General features: G+C 65.9%; 15 protein-coding genes. 10 read left to right on the top strand and 5 right to left on the bottom strand.

From position 1 onward, the window contains the following. Positions 1 to 46: 46 nt before the first annotated feature. Positions 47 to 1615, top strand: coding sequence for a hypothetical protein (locus LIG30_RS16395; RefSeq protein ID WP_152986121.1), 1569 nt, complete (start codon positions 47 to 49; stop codon positions 1613 to 1615). 37 nt (positions 1616 to 1652) lie between these two features. Here LIG30_RS16395 and LIG30_RS16390 read toward each other — a convergent pair whose 3' ends face one another. After that, the gene (locus LIG30_RS16390) at positions 1653 to 2675 is read right to left on the bottom strand and encodes an AraC family transcriptional regulator (protein ID WP_038713654.1); all 1023 of its coding nucleotides are present in this window, start codon (positions 2673 to 2675) and stop codon (positions 1653 to 1655) included. Between the two features lie 143 nt (positions 2676 to 2818). Between LIG30_RS16390 and LIG30_RS16385 the strand changes: the two genes are divergently transcribed. The 3 genes from LIG30_RS16385 to LIG30_RS16375 are packed head-to-tail and all read left to right on the top strand — an operon-like array spanning position 2819 to position 6478. Further along, a complete protein-coding gene (locus LIG30_RS16385) occupies positions 2819 to 4504 on the top strand; it encodes an acyl-CoA synthetase (protein ID WP_038713734.1) in 1686 nt (561 codons plus the stop codon). Then, positions 4501 to 5268, top strand: a complete 768-nt coding sequence (locus tag LIG30_RS16380) for a 3-hydroxyacyl-CoA dehydrogenase (RefSeq protein ID WP_038713653.1) — start codon at positions 4501 to 4503, stop codon at positions 5266 to 5268. Before LIG30_RS16385 ends, LIG30_RS16380 begins: the two co-directional genes overlap by 4 nt. Positions 5269 to 5287: 19 nt before the next feature. Further along, entirely contained in the window at positions 5288 to 6478 is a 1191-nt protein-coding gene (locus tag LIG30_RS16375; RefSeq protein ID WP_038713733.1) for an acetyl-CoA C-acyltransferase, read from the top strand. Positions 6479 to 6565: 87 nt separating this feature from the next. On the opposite strand, the gene blaPEN-bcc is transcribed toward LIG30_RS16375, so the two are convergent. Both blaPEN-bcc and LIG30_RS26435 read right to left on the bottom strand, forming a co-directional pair. Beyond that, positions 6566 to 7471 (bottom strand): PEN family class A beta-lactamase, Bcc-type, encoded by a 906-nt coding sequence (blaPEN-bcc, locus tag LIG30_RS16370; RefSeq protein WP_038713652.1) that lies wholly within the window; start codon positions 7469 to 7471, stop codon positions 6566 to 6568. A 209-nt stretch (positions 7472 to 7680) separates the two neighbouring features. Next, positions 7681 to 8049, bottom strand: a complete 369-nt coding sequence (locus LIG30_RS26435) for a hypothetical protein (protein WP_152986120.1) — start codon at positions 8047 to 8049, stop codon at positions 7681 to 7683. Positions 8050 to 8667: 618 nt separating this feature from the next. On the opposite strand from LIG30_RS26435, the gene LIG30_RS27285 reads away from it, so the two are divergent. The 5 genes from LIG30_RS27285 to LIG30_RS16350 all read left to right on the top strand — a co-directional run bounded on the left by LIG30_RS27285 (position 8668) and on the right by LIG30_RS16350 (position 10898). Then, positions 8668 to 9228 carry a PAAR domain-containing protein gene (locus LIG30_RS27285; RefSeq protein ID WP_235510321.1) on the top strand — a complete coding sequence of 187 codons (561 nt, stop codon included), beginning with the start codon at positions 8668 to 8670 and terminating at the stop codon, positions 9226 to 9228. 2 nt (positions 9229 to 9230) lie between these two features. Further along, a complete protein-coding gene (locus LIG30_RS25415; protein WP_083494065.1) occupies positions 9231 to 9845 on the top strand; it encodes a hypothetical protein in 615 nt (204 codons plus the stop codon). Further along, a complete protein-coding gene (locus LIG30_RS16360) occupies positions 9842 to 10123 on the top strand; it encodes a hypothetical protein (RefSeq protein WP_038713650.1) in 282 nt (93 codons plus the stop codon). Before LIG30_RS25415 ends, LIG30_RS16360 begins: the two co-directional genes overlap by 4 nt. A gap of 302 nt (positions 10124 to 10425) precedes the next feature. Then, positions 10426 to 10698 carry a plasmid mobilization protein gene (locus tag LIG30_RS16355; protein WP_038713732.1) on the top strand — a complete coding sequence of 91 codons (273 nt, stop codon included), beginning with the start codon at positions 10426 to 10428 and terminating at the stop codon, positions 10696 to 10698. 2 nt (positions 10699 to 10700) lie between these two features. After that, positions 10701 to 10898, top strand: coding sequence for a hypothetical protein (locus LIG30_RS16350; protein WP_038713649.1), 198 nt, complete (start codon positions 10701 to 10703; stop codon positions 10896 to 10898). 79 nt (positions 10899 to 10977) lie between these two features. On the opposite strand, the gene LIG30_RS16345 is transcribed toward LIG30_RS16350, so the two are convergent. After that, the gene (locus LIG30_RS16345; RefSeq protein WP_038713731.1) at positions 10978 to 12600 is read right to left on the bottom strand and encodes a bifunctional aminoglycoside phosphotransferase/ATP-binding protein; all 1623 of its coding nucleotides are present in this window, start codon (positions 12598 to 12600) and stop codon (positions 10978 to 10980) included. Positions 12601 to 12955: 355 nt separating this feature from the next. Between LIG30_RS16345 and LIG30_RS16340 the strand changes: the two genes are divergently transcribed. Beyond that, positions 12956 to 14032: a hypothetical protein gene (locus LIG30_RS16340; protein ID WP_038713648.1), complete on the top strand. Its 1077-nt coding sequence runs from the start codon at positions 12956 to 12958 to the stop codon at positions 14030 to 14032. On the opposite strand, the gene LIG30_RS16335 is transcribed toward LIG30_RS16340, so the two are convergent. Then, positions 14010 to 14996 (bottom strand): ribose-phosphate diphosphokinase, encoded by a 987-nt coding sequence (locus LIG30_RS16335; RefSeq protein ID WP_038713647.1) that lies wholly within the window; start codon positions 14994 to 14996, stop codon positions 14010 to 14012. The genes LIG30_RS16340 and LIG30_RS16335 overlap by 23 nt on opposite strands. Position 14997: the final 1 nt, after the last annotated feature.

The following is a 14997-nucleotide window of genomic DNA, read 5'->3' as shown; positions in this document are numbered from 1 at the left end:
GACGACCGCCACACCCGGCCCGTTCGCCGGCCACGCGGGACAGACCGTGAAAACGGATCCGAACGCGGCAAGCTATCCGCCTGAGCCGCCGGCATTCCCGCTCCCGCCCAATGCCGAAGCGCCGATATTCGTCCCCATCGGTCCGACGAGACAGGTCTTTCCGCCGACCCCGACCGGCACCGCCGCAGGCAGCAGCGCCGCAGGCAGCCCGCTGGTGCAGATCACGCGCAATACGAGTTCGGCCAACACCCAGCTCGTGCCGCCCGACCCGAATGCCGCCGCGGCCTCGCCGGATGGCGTCGTCCTCTCCACCTTCAACACCAGCGTCAGCTATTCGACCGATGGCGGCCAGACCTTCACCAATATCAATCTCTTCAATGCGCAGCCGGGAAATCCCGCGCGCACCTCGTTCTTTCCGCAGAGCGACGGCGGTCTGTGCTGCGATCAAGTGGTCGTCTATCTTCCCAAACAGAATCTTTTCGTGTGGCTGCTGCAATACTGGCCGACGCTCAATGCCGCCAAGACCGCGATCGCGTCGCCCAACCGGCTGCGGATCGCATGGGCCACGCCTGCCGCGATTACGGCCAATTTCTACAACGCGTGGACCTATGCCGACCTGACGGGCACCAACGTCGCGGGCGTGGGCGACGGCCTGGGCGTGGCCGGCAACGAATGGCTCGATTATCCCGACCTCGCGTGGTCCGACAGCTTTCTGTACGTCGGCGTGGACCACGGATTCCCCACTCCCGGCAAGATCTATACGGGGCGCCGCATCGTGGCGCGCATGAGCCTCGCCGACATGGCCAATGCATCCGCCACCGTCGTCCATTACGACCGGGCGGAGCTCACGGGCTCCAACGGCCTGAACAAAACGCACTTCATTCAGAATGCGCCAGCGCGGATGGTGGTCGGCTCGCTCGACAACAGCAGCACGATGCGCGTCTTCACCTGGGCCGACAGCGCCGTCACGATTCCTTCCAGCACGGTCGGCATCACCAGCATCGCGCAAGGCGCCAACTACACGTCGACCGCACCGGACGGTTCCGACTGGCTCGCGGTATCGTTTCCCGGCAACATCACCGGCGGCACGTTCCGTTCGACCTCGACGCCAGAAGGACAGCGCGCGGAATACCTGTTCGCTTTCGATGCGGGCACCAATGCCGGGGGCGGGCGGCCGCGCGCCTACGTGCGCATGGAAAGCCTGACACCCACGGCGTCCGGCGGCACCAACTACGCCGCGCTGTCCGAGTACGACATCTGGAACAGCGACTACGCGTATGCGATGGCGGCGCTCGGCAGCGACGGCACCGAAATCGGCATCACGCTCGCGGTAGGCGGGGGAACGGTCGGCTATCCGCAAGAGGCGGTCGGGTACCGGAACGACTTTGTCGTGTATCAGGTGACCAGCAGCAATGCGACGCAGACCACGCGGTTCGGCGATTACCTGTCGACGCGGCTGATCCCGGGCAACGGCCTGTTTTTCGCCGCCGAAGTGTATGACGTGCTGCTGAACCCTCTGCCGCCCGGCGTCACCAGCGGCACCTGCGCGACGGTCGGGTGCGCCGCGCGAATGCGTTATGTGCAGTTCGGCAGGCCCGCGATCATCATCCGCTGACGCCGTGCCGTGACATGCCGTGAATGAGCGGGCGCGATCAGTGCGCGTCTTTGCCCCCGTGTGCCGGCTTCGCTTCGCGCACGTCGCGGCGAAACGTGCCCGGGCTCGCGCCCGTCCATTTGCGGAACGCGCGATGAAACGCGCTCGGCTCGGTGAAGCCCAGTTCGCACGCGATTTCGGCCACGCTGAGCTCGCTTTCGCGCAGCAGGGACTGCGCCAGCGCGCCGCGCATCTCGTCCTTGATCGACGCGAAGCTCTGCCCCTCGCTGCGCAGGCGCCGCCGCAAGGTCACGGGCGTGACGCCCAGCCGCCCGGCCAGCGTTTCGAAGCACGGCCACTCGGCCGCGGGTAGCGCCTTCAGGTGCGCGCGGGTCTTCGCCACCCATCCGGTGTCGTGCCGGTAGCGCACCAGGAGATTGCCGGGCGCGCCGCGCAGAAAGGCCGTCAGCGCCTGTTCCGAGCGGATCGTCGGCAGGCCGAGATAGCCCGCGTTGAACGCGAGCCGGCTGGCCGGCTGGTCGAAATGCACGGGCACGCCGAAAAACTGATGGTAGTCGCTGCGCTCGCCGGGGCTCGGGCACGCGAAGTCGATGCGTTGCAGCGGAATGCGCCGGCCGATCAGCCAGCAGGCCAGCCCGAGCAGAATCAGCCAGAACGTGCGGTATGCGAAGGCCGGGTAGGTCGCGCCGCTGTCGGCGAGCACGATCTGCGCCTGCCCGTCGGCCACCACGAGCTCGCCGTGCGGATCGTCGAGCACCACGCGCAGGAACTTCAGCGCGCGGCGCAGCGCTTTTTCGAGCGTGCCCGCGTGCAGCACCGCATGACAGAGCAGCGCGAAGCTGCCGCGTCGCATCGGGCGCGCGGCGAGGCCGAAGAACTCGTCGTCCATCGCCACGGCGATCGCCAGCCAGAGCCGGCCGTATTCCTGGCTCGTGACCGGCTCGCGCACCTCGGCCGGCAAGCCCGCCGCGCGCAGCAACGGCGCCGTCGCGATGCCTTGCCGCCGCACGCATCCGAGCGCTGCGTCGACGAATGTCGGTGAGATCGTCTGCTGCCCCATTTCCTGCCCTCCGGCATGGCAAAACCGATCACGATTCTAGTTTCGGATTGTCATTGATTGCAATGTTTGCGATGACTACCATCAATTGCACATCTGCCGCGCTCCCCTCAATGCCGGCAGAGACAAACAAGGAGGAGACAGTCATGCCAGATGTAGCTACCGCCAGGGCGATGCCGGCCTATGCGGACGCCGCGGCCCAGTTCCGCATCGAGGACGCCGCGTCGTACCTGCACGGCGACCTGGAGCGCGGGTTGAACGCTTGCGTCGAATGCTGTGACCGGCACGTGGCGCCGGGCGCGACGGCACTCGACTGGATCGACGCCGCCGGGCAGCACCACAGCTTCAGCTTCGCGCAGATGCAGGCGCTGTCCGCGCGCGTCGCCAACCTGCTGGTCGCGCAAGGCGTCAAGCCCGGCGACGTCGTCGCCGGACTGCTGCCGCGCACGCCCGAGCTGGTCGCCACCGTGCTCGGCACGTGGCGCGCCGGGGCGGTCTATCAGCCGCTGTTCACCGCGTTCGGCCCGAAGGCGATCGAGCACCGGCTGCACATGAGCGCGGCCCGGCTGGTCGTCACCAACGTCGCCAACCGCAGCAAGCTCGACGAAGTCGCCGACTGCCCGCAGGTGGCGACGGTGCTGCAGCCCGGCGAGCGTCTGCCCGAAGGCGACATCGATTTCCGCGCGGCGCTCGACGCGCAGTCCGACGCATTCGAACCCGTGCTGCGCAAGGGGACGGATCTGTTCCTGATGATGGCCACGTCGGGCACGACCGGGCTGCCGAAGGGGGTGCCGGTGCCGTTGCGGGCGCTGCTCGCGTTCCGCGCGTACATGCGCGACGCGGTGGATCTGCGTGCCGGCGACAAGTTCTGGAACATCGCCGATCCCGGCTGGGCCTACGGCCTCTACTACGCGATCACCGGCCCGCTGCTGCTCGGTCACGCGACCACGCTCTATGAAGGCGGCTTCACCGTCGAGAGCACGTACGACGTCATCGAGCGGCTCGGCATCACCAACCTCGCCGGCGCGCCGACCGCGTACCGGCTCCTGATGGCGGCCGGCGCGGAAGCGGCCGCGCCGGTCAAGGGCAAGCTGCGCGTGGTCAGCAGCGCGGGCGAGCCGCTGAACCCGGAAGTGGTGCGCTGGTTCGACGCGGTGCTCGCCGCGCCGATTCACGACCATTACGGACAGACCGAACTCGGCATGGTGGTGAACAACCATCACGGGCTCGCGCATCCCGTGCATCCGGGCTCGGCGGGCCTCGCGATGCCCGGCTACCGCGTCGCGGTGCTCGACGACGCGAGCCACGAACTCGGGCCGGGCCAGCCCGGCAACCTCGCGATCGACATCGCGCGGTCGCCGCTGCTGTGGTTCGAAGGGTATTGGCAACAGGACACGCCCGCGATCGCGGGCGGCTACTACCGGACCGGGGACAACGTCGAGCTGGAACCCGACGGCAGCATCAGCTTCATCGGCCGCGCGGACGACGTGATCACGTCGTCGGGCTACCGGATCGGCCCGTTCGACGTGGAAAGCGCGCTGATCGAGCATCCGGCCGTCAGCGAAGCCGCGGTCATCGGCGTGCCGGACGCGGAGCGGACCGAGATCGTCAAGGCATACGTCGTGCTGTCGCGCGGCTACGACGCGAGCCCGGAACTGGCCGAGGAACTGAGCCAGCACGTCAAGCGGCGGCTGTCGGCCCACGCGTATCCGCGCGCGATCGACTTCGTCGACGCGTTGCCCAAGACGCCGAGCGGCAAGATCCAGCGCTTCGTGCTCCGCAAGATGGAAGCGGAAAAAAGCGCAAACTCATTGAGCAAGGAGAACACATGAACATCACCGATCGGGTATTTCTGATCACGGGCGCAGGCTCGGGGCTGGGCGCCGCCGTGACGCGCATGGTGGTCGCGGAAGGCGGCAAGGCGATGCTGCTGGACGTCAACGGCGAGGCCGGCGGCGCGCTGGCGGAGGAATTGGGCGCGTCGGCGCGCTTCGTGCGGACCGACGTCACCAGCGACGCGGACGGGCAGGCCGCGGTGGCCGCCGCGCTCGACGCATTCGGCCGGATCGACGGGCTCGTCAACTGCGCGGGCGTCGCGCCGGGCGAGAAGGTGGTCGGCCGCGAGGCGCCGCACCGGCTGGACAGCTTCGCGCGCGCGGTGTCGATCAATCTGGTGGGCACGTTCAACATGATCCGGCTGGCCGCCGACGCGATGTCGAAGCAGGAGCCGAACGAAGAGGGCGAGCGCGGCGTGATCGTCAACACCGCGTCGATCGCGGCGTTCGACGGGCAGATCGGTCAGGCCGCGTATGCGGCGTCGAAAGCGGGCGTGGTCGGGCTGACGCTGCCGGTGGCGCGCGAGCTGGCGCGCTTCGGCATCCGGGTCGTGACGATCGCCCCGGGGATCTTCGCGACGCCGATGATGACCGGCATGCCGCAGGAGGTGCAGGATTCGCTCGGCAAGAGCGTGCCGTTCCCGTCGCGTCTCGGCCGGCCGGAGGAATTCGCGGCGCTGGTGCGCCATGTCGCAGAAAATTCGATGTTGAACGGCGAGGTCATTCGCCTCGATGGCGCGTTGCGCATGGCGCCGCGTTGAGGCAGGAGAGGAGGAAATCATGACGACATACGATCCGATTGTCATCGTCGGTGCCGCGCGCACGCCGATGGGCGGCTTCCAGGGTGATCTGGCCTCGGTCAGCGCGAGCGATCTCGGCGCGGTGGCGATTCGCGCCGCGGTCGAGCGCGCCGGCGTGCCGGCCGAACAGGTCGAGGAGATCATTTTCGGCTGCGTGCTGCCGGCCGGGCAGGGTCAGGCGCCCGCGCGCCAGGCCGCGCTGAAAGGGGGGTTGCCGCTGTCGGCGGGCGCCACCACCGTCAACAAGATGTGCGGCTCCGGCATGAAGGCCGCGATGCTGGCCCACGATCTCCTGCTCGCGGGCACCGCGAGCGTGATGGTCGCGGGCGGCATGGAAAGCATGTCGCAGGCGCCGTACCTGCTGCCCAAGGCGCGCGGCGGCTACCGGATGGGCCACGGGCAGGTGCTCGACCACATGTTCCTCGACGGGCTCGAGGACGCGTACGACAAGGGCCGGCTGATGGGCACGTTTGCCGAGGATTGCGCGCAAGCGTACCAGTTCACGCGCGAGGCCCAGGACGCGTTCGCGATCGACTCGCTCACGCGCGCGCAACGGGCGATCGCCGACGGGTATTTCGTGGCGGAGATCGCGCCGGTCGGCGTGCGGGCCGGCAAGACGGACACCATCGTGTCGATCGATGAGCAGCCCGGCAAGGCGAAGCTCGACAAGATCCCGACGCTGAAGCCGGCGTTCCGGGACGGCGGCACGGTGACGGCCGCCAATGCGTCGTCGATTTCGGACGGCGCGGCGGCGATGGTGCTGATGCGCCGCTCGGAGGCCGAGCGACGCGGCCTGACGCCGAAAGCCGTGATCGTCGGGCATGCGACGTACGCGGACAAGCCGAACCTCTTTTCCACGGCGCCCATCGGCGCGATGCGCAAGCTGTCGGAGAAGACCGGCTGGAACCTGCGCGACGTCGATCTGTTCGAGATCAACGAGGCGTTCGCGGTGGTGGCGATGGCGGCAATGCGCGATCTCGACCTGCCGCACGACAAGGTCAACGTGCACGGCGGCGCGTGCGCGCTCGGCCATCCGATCGGCGCATCGGGTGCGCGCGTGATGGTCACGCTGCTGGCCGCGCTGGAAACCCGCGGCCTCAAGCGCGGTGTCGCGTCGCTGTGCATCGGCGGCGGCGAGGCGACGGCGATCGCGATCGAGCGGATCGCCTGAGGCGAGCCGCACACCTGAAGGACGGCGGGCGCCAGTCCGTCATTGGCGTGACCCGGCCCCGCGCGCGGGCCGGGGCGCCTGCCACGCTCAACCGAATGCCGCAACCGCGATACGCGCGGCCGACGCGATCACGTCGTCCTTTGCGGTGGCATCGGCGCGAGCCTGCGTGTAATAGACGGCCAGCACGATCGGTGCGCGCGACGGCGGCCACATCACGCCGGCATCGTTCGTCGTCCCGTAGTCTCCAGTGCCCGTCTTGTCGCCGACCTGCCAGCCGGGCGGCACGCCCGCGCGGAACCGCTTGTCGCCCACCTTGTTGCCGCACAGCCATTCGACGAGCCGCGCGCGCTGCGCGGCCGGCAGCGCATCGCCGAGTGCGAGCGCGCGTACGCTCGCGGCCATCGCGGCCATCGCGGCCGGTGTCGTCGTGTCACGCGGGTCGCCCGGCAGCGCGGTATTCAGTTCTGTCTCCCAGCGATCGAGCCGGAACGTGTCGTCGCCGATCGAGCGCGCATACGCCGTCACCCCGGACGGACCGCCGATCAGCTTCATCAGCAGGTTCGCAGCCGAGTTGTCGCTGTACTGGATCGCCGCCGCGCACAACTCGGCGACCGTCATGCCCGTGCCGACGTGCATCTCCGTCACCGGCGAGTAGCGCACGAGGTCGCCTGGCCCGTACGTGACGCGCTGCTGAAGCAGCGCCGGCCGCTCGACGCTCCGTGCGAGCACGGCCGCGCCCAGCATGGTCTTGAACGTACTGCAGAACGGGAAGCGCTCGTCGGCGCGATGCTGTGCGCGCCGGCCGCTCCCGGTATCGATTGCGCATACGCCGAGGCGGCCGCCCGCCGCGCGTTCGAGCTCGGCGAACGAATTCGCGGAGGCAACGCCCGATGCCTTCGCCGCCTGCGGCAACGCGCATGCATTGACGGTCAGGACGAGCGGTGCGGTCGCGGCAGCCAGCAACAGGGATCGACGTTGCGAAGAGTAGGTCATGGAGTAAGTCATGTCGTGTGTGTCGTGGTGGAACGGGATGCAGATCCGCAGGCCGGTAACCCACGTTAATTGAATTCTTGGTCATTATGAGCCATGCAATTTCATAAGTTTAACCAAGCAATATCACCAACATGGACAAAGGAAATGCTTCGGCCCAGGCCTCATGCGCCGTTGGCTGCGTCGGTTTACCCCGGCAATTGCCGGATTGATCAAACGGATGGCGTTGGGGGTCGTGGCCGCTTGTTCAGCTGCTCATAAATGGCCGGCTTGAGAATCATGGTGTTGAATATTGATGTCAAAAGACAGGTTGAAAGCACCGAAAGCGCTGAAAGCAGCCCTATCATTCCTACAAAAATGAATGACGTTCCACCCGGAATGAGGCCCAGCTTGATGAATACAGAGGCAAATAAAACTGGAGGGACAAAAAATGAAACAGCAAAGGAGTAGCCGGAGTATTTTCTGATTCTCGGAATGGACGATTGCCTCGCGGACTCCACCAGGGATTCGATTTCATTTTTTGAAAATCCCCTGACTTCCGGGATGAGTCTCTTGAGCACGAATATGAATTGAATTGTCATGGCTGTAGAAATTCAGATACGGGGTTGCTCCATGCCGTTACTGACGGATCAGTTCCAGGCCGTCCTGACGGCAGAGTTCGGTGACAAGTCGGTGTAACTTGAGCAAGTTCAAGTCAGGAAATCGGATCGCCAAGTCAGCGAGAGTGATTCCGGGGGGCGCCACGATGCAGTGACGGCAGGACGAGCGGTGCCGTCACGGAGGCCAGCAAAAGAGATCGATGTTGCGAAGAGTAGGTCATGTCGTATGTCTCGTGGTGGAAGGGGATGCAGATCCGCCAGGCGGGGAGACAGCACTATCGCAAGTTTACAATTTCATGACAAGCCGGGACGGTTGCCCTCTGACAAAGGCATTTATACGCGGAACGAGCACGACGGTCATACGGCGGCTCCCCGCCCGATGCGTCGCGCGCCAGACAACCGTCGCGGCGGCACTGCGGCGCGTCGCGCCGGCGAGCAGCCGCAAGCTACGGCGGCCGGAAGTCCTCGCTGCCTAACCTGAAAAACGCCCTTGAATTAACGGTTTGAAAAGAATCCTAAAATTCAGATTCTTCTCATAGACCGAGCGACCGCCATGCTGTCAAAGTGACCGGTCGTTTATCACGGAATGAGGAAGAGCACATGATGCGTCGAATCGCCGTTGTCGGCGACAAACTGGAAACGGGCGGGGAAATCCTTCCTTACAGCGGCCCGGTCTTTACGATAGGGGCTGGACACCAGGTCGCGCTGATTGGCGGAACAGCCTGGTGCGAAGCATGCAAGAGCACAGGCGTGATCGCGAAAACCGGGGGGCCACGGCGCATCGGCTTCATGGGAGAAACAGCAGCCGATCGCGATGTGGTCGTCTGCAATTGTCCTACGCCACCACACATCATCGCCACGCTCGCTGGCGAATCGTGGTGCGACGACATGGCGGAAACGATCAGAGAATCAACGCCAGAAACTACTGTCCTTGACAGAAAAATCTCTGGAACGTCTGAGGTCAAGTCTCACCGCATCGGCCAGTACGACGACCGTTTCATCCTGCGCGATGCCAATGGGCAGGCACTGGCTCACGCTGCCTATGGGATACAGCGAGAAAACGGCATTTTTGAGTATGGTGAAACAGATGGCGATGGGCATACGCATCTTCTTGCAGCCATCGCCTCCGCCGAAAAAATCAACGTATACCTTGCAGGATAATCATGCCAGAGAAAATTCACGTTTCCCCGGACGGGGTGAAATACCGTTTGGTTGCAAATAAGATGACGACATCAACGACGGATACTTCAGCAAAAGAAATCGTTGTAGATACATCGATCATTGAAGTCATCGTAAGCGATTCCCGGCTTCGCAGCACTGGCTCGCAATGGGGACATGTTGCGATCGAAATTGATGGAGTTGTCTATAGTCGCGCTCACGAAGAATACGTGACAATAGACAAACACACTTATTTTTATGGAGGGATCGTCCATCTAACAAGCGGCTCGAGGCGAACGGGCGGGAATTTGTGGCGCGATAATGTCGGGTTGGTACTGAGGGTATCCCCAGCCGAAAAAGAGAAGATAAAACGCGAACTGGAGAGGCGGGTAAGTGTTGATCGAGCATTCAAACGATCGCATCCACGTGGAAGCACATACAGTATCTTTGACAATAGCTGCTCATCGAATGTTGCCGATGTTCTCGAATCCATCGACATCCTGGCTCGTGATCCGCGTTGGCTTCCGACTCCGGTAACGCCAGCAGAATTGAATGCTGCGTTAAATAAATCAAAGCGCCTTGCAAAGAAAAACCATTACCCGAAGCAGGCTGGTCGATGAAGAAGCGCCATCTCATCCTTGGCCTTGTTCAGTTGTTCCTGATCTTTGCGTCTGGTTGGCATCGGCGAGCGTCGTGGAGAGAAATTGATTTTATCTCTGACGCACCGTCGTCCGGCATGCAGCTATCCCTTTACTGTTTGGCGGGGTGGCTTTTAACGATTGTGATTGCCGCATGGTTCGCGATGGCCGACAAAATGAACAGGTCGATGATCGTGCTATTCCTCGTCGTTCTTCTTCCGTCAATGGAATTCTTCTTATGGTTTGCTCTGAGCTATTGATACCAGCCAGCATAAATTTGTAACCTGATCGCGATCGAGCAGATCGCCTTGGGCGGCCGAGGGGCAGCTGCATCCGGCCCGGGCGCCCGCGGGCAATCTGTTGTCAAACGGTTGATGGAGAGCGATTCAGTTCGGCTGTCGGTGTTTGTTGCAGGAGTCATCTGACGCAAGCGTACCAAGCCGTGCAAGCAACGCCGGCAACTGCCGATCAGCTGGCGTGCCGGCCCTTCGGACAAGCCACTTGACTCTCACCCGCGACGCGCCATAATGTACATACCATGTTCATGTACATAGGAGATGAAATGGCAACGGCTACCGAGCGGATCGTCGTGCAGGTGACGGCGGTTCAAAAGCGTGCAATAGCGCAGACTGCCAAGCGTCTCGGATTGAACGTGAGCGAGCTTATGCGTCAAGCTGCGCAGGACTTCACCCCAAGCGAAGACGAGGCAGAAATTCTCGCACTGGTCGAGCGCGTGAATGCGTCCACGAAAGAAGCGAATGATGCACTCGATGACGCTCTCTCGTTTGTCGCGGAATCGAACAAGCGCATTGCGGCGATGACGGGAGGCAAGTAGTAATGGGTGTAACCGACAAGGTGTGGGACGCGCTCACGACCGTCATCAAGATGAACGACAAGGTTGTGTCGCTCGCCGGCACGGTCAAGGAGCAACAGACGAAAATCGAGAGCCTGACCGAACGCGTGATTCGCCTCGAAGCGACGCTGGAACTCTTGATGCGCGCAGGCGGGGACACGAAGAAACTGCCGCGTTCGTAGACGGGATCGAATCAGCGGGTCGGGGCGGGATTCGGTGGATTTTTTTCGAATCCCGGCCGCCCCTCGGCGGCGCCGGCCTTCACGCCGCAACCGGCGCCGCATGGGCAAGCAGCGCGAGCAACGGCGACCAGAATACGTCGCTGTCGTAGGCCGCGATCTCGCCCCCCGTGTCGAAACTGACCGCAAGCGCGTGCTCTTCGGCGGCCAGCGGCTCCGCCCGCGCGAGCTGTCCGGCGAGCACCGCCGTGTCCGCATCGGACGCGTCGCGTCCTTGCGCCGCTCGCGCCGCGACGCGAGCGAAAAGCGTCGCCGGACTCGCCGTGAAATCCAGAATCACGACCGGCACCCCAAGCCTGCGCGCGAGCGCGATGAACGCGGCCCGGTGCCGGCGATGCAGGAAGGTCGCATCCACGATCGCCGCATGGCCGCTTTCAAGCACGGTTTGCGCGCGTTCGAGAAGCCTGTCGTAAATCCCGTCGACCGCCACGGCCGAATAGGCCGCAGCCGGCAACCGCGCGTCGTCGGGCCGGCCGGCGGCGCGCTTGCGCGCGGCGTCGCTCGACAAACGGATCGCGCCAAGCCGGGCGGCGAGCGCCTGGCTGGCAAGCGATTTGCCCGAGCCTGACACGCCGTGGCAAAGCAACAGGCAGGGCCGCGCGTCGCGCGAGCGCGCCGCGACGTCCGACGCGACGCGCAGATAGCGTGCGCGCCCGGCGGCGTCGCCGGTCAGCCGGGCCGCCATTGCGCGCACCAGCGCACGATAGACCGTGTAGAACGGCAGCACGTCGAGCGCCGCGTAATCGCCGGTCGCGGCCAGCCACCCGGCGAGCAGGCGCTGCGCGCAGTCGTCGCGCCCGTGCGCGGCGAAGTCCATCACGGCGAACGCGAGATCGCTCGCGACGTCGATCCAGCGCAGCGCGTCGTCGAATTCGATGCAGTCGAACATCAGCAGCCGGTGACGCCAGCGAACAAGATTGTCCAGATGCAGGTCGCCATGACAAGCGCGCACGAAGCCGTTCGCATGCCGCTCGGCCAGCCGCGGCGCTACGCGCGCCAGTTCCGCTTCGCACCACGCGCGCAGCGCGGCCTCGGATGGCACGGCGGCATCGAGCGCATCGAGCGGCGCCCGGCAATTGGCCGCCACGCTGGCCGCACTGCCGAAGCGGGCGCGCGGCGGGCGACGGGGCGCATGCCGATGGTAGTGCGCGAGGCTGGCCGCCAGCGCGTCCGCATCCGCGAGACCATCGTCATGCCGCGCGCTGCGCACGGAGAGCACCGCGCGCGCATCGAAGCGCCGCATCCGCACCACGTACTCCATTGGATCGCTGCCGGCTTGCCGCCGTCGGGCACGCGCGCGCAACGCACTGCCGAACGCACTGCGCCGGCCATGCGCGACGAGCGGCCATACGTCGAGATACAGCGGGCCGGCGAGCGCGCGATTGAGCGTGCATTCGGCCTCGGCGCAGCGGCGGCGCTGCGCGATGCGGGTCAGATCGACGAAGCTGAGCTTCACCGGCTTGAGGATCTTGTACGCGTAGCGCCCCGCGAGATAAACGACCGACAGATGCGTCTCGGTCCGCCGGATCCGGCCGGCCGGATGCGGATAGGTGGCAGAGCGGCGCAGCGCGCGATCGACGCGGCGGGCGGCGCGGCGCGCGTTTCCGCCGCTCAGCGCGAAGGGGATGCGTCGCGCGCCGGGCATGGCATCGAACTGGGCGAACACACAGGCATCCCTCGCCGGCCCCACGAACGCGCGGCCGGCAGGCGGCGTGCGTGGCGCGGGCCGGGCTCGCGCTGGTGCAGATTGGACGGTTTGCGCACGATTGACACTCCGGGTCGAGCCGGCGCGCATCGGAACCCGGCGCACCGGCAAACCGTATTGGAGCGAACGTCGGCATGCCACGGCTTGACCTGCATCATGGCCGATTGATCTCGCGCAACGATGCCGCTGCCCGGAAATCTATGCTGGCTCGTATCGACGAGATTGCGCCGGCGCTTGCCGCGCGCGTCGCACGAATGGACGGACCGTGGACACCACAGTCGGGACAGAGGGCCACATGAACGATGCGGAGACCGCCAGGCTGCGCGCCATCGCGCAGCAACAGAAGGTCGCGCAGTTGCGGGAGCCCGCCGCCTGGCCCGACGGCACGCGATCGGTGAAGACGATCGAAACGCACATGTCGTGGGTGTTCCTGACCGACCGCCACGCGTGGAAACTCAAGAAGCCGGTGCGGGCGCCGATGCTCGACTTCCGGTCCGTCGCCGCGCGCGAACGGTTTTGCCGTGACGAAGTGCGCTTGAACCGCCGGCTGGCGGCGGACGTCTATCTCGATGCGGTGCCGCTCGCGATCGATCCCGACGGGCGCGTCCGACCGGACGGCGAGGGCGAGACCGTCGACTGGCTGGTCAAGATGAAACGCCTGCCGGACGAGCGCATGCTCGACCGGGCGCTGCTTCACGGGACCGCGACGCGGGAAGACGCGGGCCGTATCGCGGCACGACTGAGCACGTTCTATCGGTCGCTCGCGCCCGCGCGCACCGGTGCGGCGCCATACCGCGACGGCCTGCGCGGCACGATCGACTGCAACGAACGCGCGCTGTGCAAGCCGATGTTCGACCTGCCCGCCGACACCGTGCGGGCGATCTGCGCGCTGCAGCGCGCGCTGCTCGACCGCGAGGCCGCGCGCTTCGACGCGCGCGTGCGGCACGGACATATCGTGGAAGGTCACGGCGACCTGCGCCCCGAGCATGTCTGCATCGACGCGCCGATCGCGATCATCGACTGCCTCGAATTCTCCGAGCGGCTGCGCACGCAGGACACGGCCGACGAGATCGGCTTTCTCGCGCTCGAGTGCGAGCGGCTCGGCGCGCCCGACTTTGCGTGCGCGCTGCTGGACGCCTACCGCGCGGACAGCGGCGACGACGTCGACGCTGCGCTCGTGGACTTCTACCAGAGCTGCCGCGCGATGACACGGGCGCGGCTTGCGGCCTGGCATCTGCGCGAGAAGGCATTCCAGGCGACGCCGGCATGGCGCGATCGCGCGCGTGCGTACATCTCGCTAGCGAACCGGCACATCGGCTGCTGCGAGCGCGGATGGACGGCGACGCGCTTCAACGCCGCAGCAGGTCCGTGACGGAGCCGCCGCCATGAATGCACGCAATCGCCTCCGCGAACAGCGGCGCGCAGTCGAGCACGGTGAGCTTGTCCCGCAGCGCGCCGGGTGGCACACGCCACGGCGGCACCGAGTCGGTGACGGCGATGCCGTCGAGCGGGGCGCCGCCGAGCAGCGCCGGGGCATGGTCGAAAAACATCCCGTGCGTCGCCACCGCATACACGGATTGCGCGCCCAGCGCCCGGCAGTCGGCGGCGGTGTGCGCGAGCGTCGTGCCGGAGCCGATCAGGTCGTCGACAATGACCGCGCAGTGCCCCGCGACATCGCCGACGATCGGCTTGGCGGTCACGATGCCGCCGCTGCGCAGCTTGCCCGCGAAGGCCGCATCGACCGGCCGCCCGAGCCGCACGGCCAGCCGCGCGCGGAAGTCCTCCGCGCGGCGCACGCCGCCCGCATCGGGCGACACGACCACGATCGGCCGGTCGCGCGCCTGCCCGGCGAACCAGTCGACCAGCAGGCCGTTCGCTTCGAGATGTTCGGTCGGGCAGCGAAACGCATTCTGGAAGGCGGCGACGTTGTGCACGTCGATCGTGACGACGCGGTCGACGCCGACGGCTTCGAGCATCGCCGCGACGTAGCGGGTGGACACCGGGTCGCGCGGCTGCGACCGGCGGTCCTTGCGCGAGTAGCACAGGTAGGGCACGACCGCGCACACGCGCGCGGCGGAAGCGTCCTTGAGCGCGCCGATGAAGAGCAGCAGCCGGCACAGCTTGTCGTTGACCGAGCTTCCCGGTTCGCCGTACAGCGACTGCACAACATAGACATCGTGTCCGCGCACGCTGACGAGCGGGCGCGTCTTGTGCTCGCCGTCCTCGAACGGCCGCTCTTCGTGCGCGGCGAGGGCGATGCCGAGATGCGCGGCGATCCGTTCACCGAACGGCCGGCTCGTCGCGAATGCAAAAACACTGAGCGTGCTGGGTGCCATG

The sequence above is a fragment of the Burkholderia sp. lig30 genome (assembly GCF_000687455.2).
Taxonomy (GTDB): domain Bacteria; phylum Pseudomonadota; class Gammaproteobacteria; order Burkholderiales; family Burkholderiaceae; genus Burkholderia.
Note: the sequence above shows the minus strand (reverse complement) of the source record. Positions and strands in the feature narration are given on the sequence as shown.

Bases quoted from the DNA above. Each gene is read 5' to 3' on its own strand.
- LIG30_RS26435 (WP_152986120.1), bottom strand. From the start codon at position 8,049: ATGACAATTCAATTCATATTCGTGCTCAAGAGACTCATCCCGGAAGTC.
- LIG30_RS16360 (WP_038713650.1), top strand. From the start codon at position 9,842: ATGAAGAAGCGCCATCTCATCCTTGGCCTTGTTCAGTTGTTCCTGATC.
- LIG30_RS16380 (WP_038713653.1), top strand. From the start codon at position 4,501: ATGAACATCACCGATCGGGTATTTCTGATCACGGGCGCAGGCTCGGGG.
- LIG30_RS16345 (WP_038713731.1), bottom strand. From the start codon at position 12,600: ATGCCCGGCGCGCGACGCATCCCCTTCGCGCTGAGCGGCGGAAACGCG.
- LIG30_RS16355 (WP_038713732.1), top strand. From the start codon at position 10,426: ATGGCAACGGCTACCGAGCGGATCGTCGTGCAGGTGACGGCGGTTCAA.
- LIG30_RS16390 (WP_038713654.1), bottom strand. From the start codon at position 2,675: ATGGGGCAGCAGACGATCTCACCGACATTCGTCGACGCAGCGCTCGGA.
- LIG30_RS25415 (WP_083494065.1), top strand. From the start codon at position 9,231: ATGCCAGAGAAAATTCACGTTTCCCCGGACGGGGTGAAATACCGTTTG.
- LIG30_RS27285 (WP_235510321.1), top strand. From the start codon at position 8,668: ATGATGCGTCGAATCGCCGTTGTCGGCGACAAACTGGAAACGGGCGGG.
- blaPEN-bcc (WP_038713652.1), bottom strand. From the start codon at position 7,471: ATGACCTACTCTTCGCAACGTCGATCCCTGTTGCTGGCTGCCGCGACC.
- LIG30_RS16350 (WP_038713649.1), top strand. From the start codon at position 10,701: ATGGGTGTAACCGACAAGGTGTGGGACGCGCTCACGACCGTCATCAAG.
- LIG30_RS16375 (WP_038713733.1), top strand. From the start codon at position 5,288: ATGACGACATACGATCCGATTGTCATCGTCGGTGCCGCGCGCACGCCG.
- LIG30_RS16385 (WP_038713734.1), top strand. From the start codon at position 2,819: ATGCCAGATGTAGCTACCGCCAGGGCGATGCCGGCCTATGCGGACGCC.
- LIG30_RS16335 (WP_038713647.1), bottom strand. From the start codon at position 14,996: ATGGCACCCAGCACGCTCAGTGTTTTTGCATTCGCGACGAGCCGGCCG.
- LIG30_RS16340 (WP_038713648.1), top strand. From the start codon at position 12,956: ATGAACGATGCGGAGACCGCCAGGCTGCGCGCCATCGCGCAGCAACAG.